General features: G+C 54.6%; 2 protein-coding genes. Both read right to left on the bottom strand.

What is annotated here, in order from left to right; translation table 11 throughout:
- Positions 1–298 precede the first annotated feature (298 nt).
- Positions 299–1,594: a phosphoribosylamine--glycine ligase gene (purD, locus tag ACTBDZ_RS16040; protein WP_438816049.1), complete on the bottom strand. Its 1,296-nt coding sequence runs from the start codon at positions 1,592–1,594 to the stop codon at positions 299–301.
- 17 nt (positions 1,595–1,611) lie between these two features.
- Positions 1,612–3,201 (bottom strand): bifunctional phosphoribosylaminoimidazolecarboxamide formyltransferase/IMP cyclohydrolase, encoded by a 1,590-nt coding sequence (purH, locus tag ACTBDZ_RS16035; protein WP_438816048.1) that lies wholly within the window; start codon positions 3,199–3,201, stop codon positions 1,612–1,614.
- Positions 3,202–3,604 lie beyond the last annotated feature (403 nt).

The raw sequence follows: 3,604 nt of genomic DNA, 5'->3' as shown, positions 1-3,604 counted from the left end.
ACAAAAATGGACGATGCCGCTGAGGGACTGGCGTATGGCTATGAGCCGCTTTATTATCGAGTTCGGTGATCGTCTGGACGGTCACTACTGAGAAAAGGCATTTACACAGAATCGTGTACAGGGTCGCGAGTAGGGTTAAATCTACCCGTCATTCCCGCCTACTTCTTGTTGTTCCTGCATACTCTCTGTCATTCCCGCGCAGGCGGGAATCTCTCACAGGCTAAACGCGTTTCTTCTGCCAGAGGTCCCCGGCCTACGCCGAGGACGACGAAGGGGCATACCACCTATCATTCCCGCATTATTGCTTTTGCTCACGTGCAATGGCGCGGTAGCCGATATCATTGCGGTAGAAACTGTCGTTCCAGCGGATATCTTTGGCAACCTCATACGCTTTCTGCTGCGCCAGTGCGACAGTGCTACCCAAGGCGGTCACGCACAGCACGCGCCCACCGCTGGTGACTACGTCATCGCCACGCAGTGCGGTGCCAGCCTGAAACACCTTACTGTCTTCCGCTTCTTCCTGTGGTAAGCCGCTGATGACATCGCCGGAAGCGTAGTCACCGGGGTAACCGCCTGCCGCAATCACCACGCCCAACGCCGGGCGCTCATCCCAGACGGACGTTGTCTGATCCAGTTTGCCTTCACAGGCTGCCAGACACATCTCCACCAGATCCGAGCGCAGGCGCATCATGATCGGTTGCGTTTCCGGATCGCCAAAGCGGCAGTTAAATTCGATCACCTTAGGCTGGCCCGCGTCATCGATCATCAACCCGGCATACAGGAAACCGGTATAGGTGTTTCCTTCAGCCTTCATGCCGCGCACTGTCGGCCAAATCACCTGATCCATCACGCGCTGGTGGATCTCATTGGTCACCACCGGGGCAGGAGAGTATGCACCCATACCGCCTGTGTTCGGGCCGGTGTCCTTGTCGCCCACACGTTTGTGGTCCTGGCTGGTGGCCATGGGCAATACATTATCGCCGTCGACCATGACGATAAAGCTGGCCTCTTCCCCTTCCAGAAACTCTTCGATGACGATACGGTGCCCAGCATCACCAAACGCATTACCTGCCAGCATATCCTGAACCGCGTTTTCTGCTTCTTCCAGCGTCATGGCAACAATAACGCCTTTGCCTGCCGCCAGGCCGTCAGCCTTGATCACGATAGGCGCACCGAGCTTGCGCACATAGGCCAGTGCAGGCTCAACCTCGGTGAAATTCTGGTAGAACGCGGTGGGGATCTGCTGGCGCGCCAGGAAGTCTTTGGTAAAGGCCTTGGAGCCTTCCAATTGTGCAGCAGCCTGAGTCGGGCCAAAAATCGTCAGACCCGCAGCACGGAAAGCATCAACCACGCCAATCACCAGCGGTGCTTCCGGACCGACGATGGTCAAACCAATCTGTTTTTCCTGGGCAAAAGCAACCAGCGCCGGAATATCGGTAGCGGAGATTGCCACGTTTTGCAGTGCAGGCTCGCGTGCCGTACCCGCATTACCGGGCGCGACATAGACATTATCTGCATCTGCCAGCGGCGACTGGGCGGCTTTCCACGCCAGCGCGTGTTCGCGCCCGCCATTACCAATGATTAAAATGTTCATCTGTGTCATATCCTGAATTAGTGGCGGAAATGGCGCATGTCGGTGAAGATCATGGCAATGCCGTGTTCGTTAGCGGCGGTGATAACCTCGTCATCACGAATGGAACCCCCCGGCTGAATCACACAGGTAATGCCAACGGCAGCGGCGGCATCGATACCGTCACGGAACGGGAAGAACGCATCAGAGGCCATTACGGAGCCTCCAACCTGCAATCCTTCGTTACCGGCTTTAATTCCCGCGATTTTTGCGGAATAGACGCGGCTCATCTGTCCTGCACCGATGCCGACAGTCATATTATCACGGGCATAGACGATGGCATTGGATTTGACGAACTTCGCGACTTTCCAGCAGAACAGTGCATCGCGCAGTTCGGTTTCTGTCGGTTGACGCTCTGTGACAACGCGCAGTTGACCCGCATCAACCATGCCCAGATCGCGATCCTGTACCAGCAGGCCGCCGTTGACGCGTTTGAAATCCAGCCCGGAAATGCGTTGCTGCCATTGGCCGCAAATGAGGACGCGCACGTTCTGTTTTGCTGCTGTTACTTTCAAGGCCGCTGCACTGGCTGAGGGCGCGATGATCACTTCTACAAACTGACGACTAATGATCGCTTGCGCGGTGGCTTCGTCCAATTCGCGGTTAAACGCGATGATGCCGCCAAACGCAGAGGTGGGTTCGGTTTTGTAGGCGCGCTCGTAGGCCGCCAGAATCGACTCGCCAATAGCAACGCCACAGGGGTTGGCGTGTTTCACGATAACGCAGGCCGGTTCGGCGAACTCTTTTACGCACTCCAGCGCCGCATCGGTGTCGGCAATATTGTTGTAAGACAGCGCTTTGCCCTGCAACTGTTCTGCTGTTGCAACAGAGGCCTCTTTCAGCGTCTCTTCAATATAGAAGGCGGCCTGCTGATGGCTGTTCTCGCCGTAACGCATGTCCTGCTTCTTGATGAAGTTCAGGTTCAGCGTGCGCGGGAAGTGGCCGGCCGGCTTATCTGTCTCTCCGTGGTAAGGAGGAACCATCGTGCCAAAGTAGTTGGCAATCATGCTGTCGTAGGCCGCGGTGTGTTCAAAGGCTTTAATCGCCAGATTGAAGCGGGTTTCCAACGTCAGGGAACGCGCATTGGCATCCATTTCGTTGATGATGTCAGTGTAGTCACTGCTTTTTACCACGATAGTGACATCTTTATGGTTCTTGGCGGCGGAACGCACTATGGTCGGGCCGCCAATATCGATATTTTCGACGGCATCAGCCAGTGAGCAATCGGGACGGGCCACCGTTTGCGCGAAGGGATACAGGTTTACCACCACCATATCGATGGGACTGATGTCATATTCAGCCATGATGGCGTCATCCGTGCCGCGACGACCCAGGATCCCGCCGTGTACTTTCGGGTGCAGGGTTTTAACGCGACCATCCATCATCTCTGGGAAGCCCGTATAGTCGGACACTTCAGTGACGGGTAAGCCCGCATCAGCCAACAGGCGGGCAGTGCCGCCAGTGGAAAGCAGCTCCACGCCACGTTGAGAAAGCGCCTGAGCAAATTCGACAATACCGGCTTTGTCAGAAACGCTGAGTAAAGCGCGGCGGATAGGACGAGGTTGTGACATGGTGATGTATTCCTTGGCTTTGGAACAGTATATGAATGAAGTTTTGCTGTTTTTATCTTTATCTGGATAAAACCGCATTCCTATTCTGTTCTTGTGCGGTAATTTTGCGCGGGAGAATTGTAGCGAAAACGTTTGCGTGATGCTCGTCTAATTTTAGGGAGAATCTCATTTGTGGATAATATTGTGCAAAAGTGGGTATAAAGCGGGGTTTTGCTGTGGAATTCAGCAAACAGTCAATTTTATTCAAAATACCTATTGCAGGCTGCGCGGAAATCCCTATACTGCGCCTCCACTGACACGGCAACAGCGATTCGCAGTTGCGGTAACAGTCGGAAAGTTAAACGCGAAATTGAAAAATTAACGTTGACTTTTCAGCGGTGCAGCGTAATATACGCTTCCCGCG

Source organism: Symbiopectobacterium sp., from assembly GCF_051710365.1.
In the GTDB taxonomy this organism is placed as follows: Bacteria; Pseudomonadota; Gammaproteobacteria; order Enterobacterales; family Enterobacteriaceae; genus Symbiopectobacterium.
The sequence above is the reverse complement of the archived record's forward strand: the minus strand, read 5'-3'. Positions and strand labels throughout refer to the sequence as shown.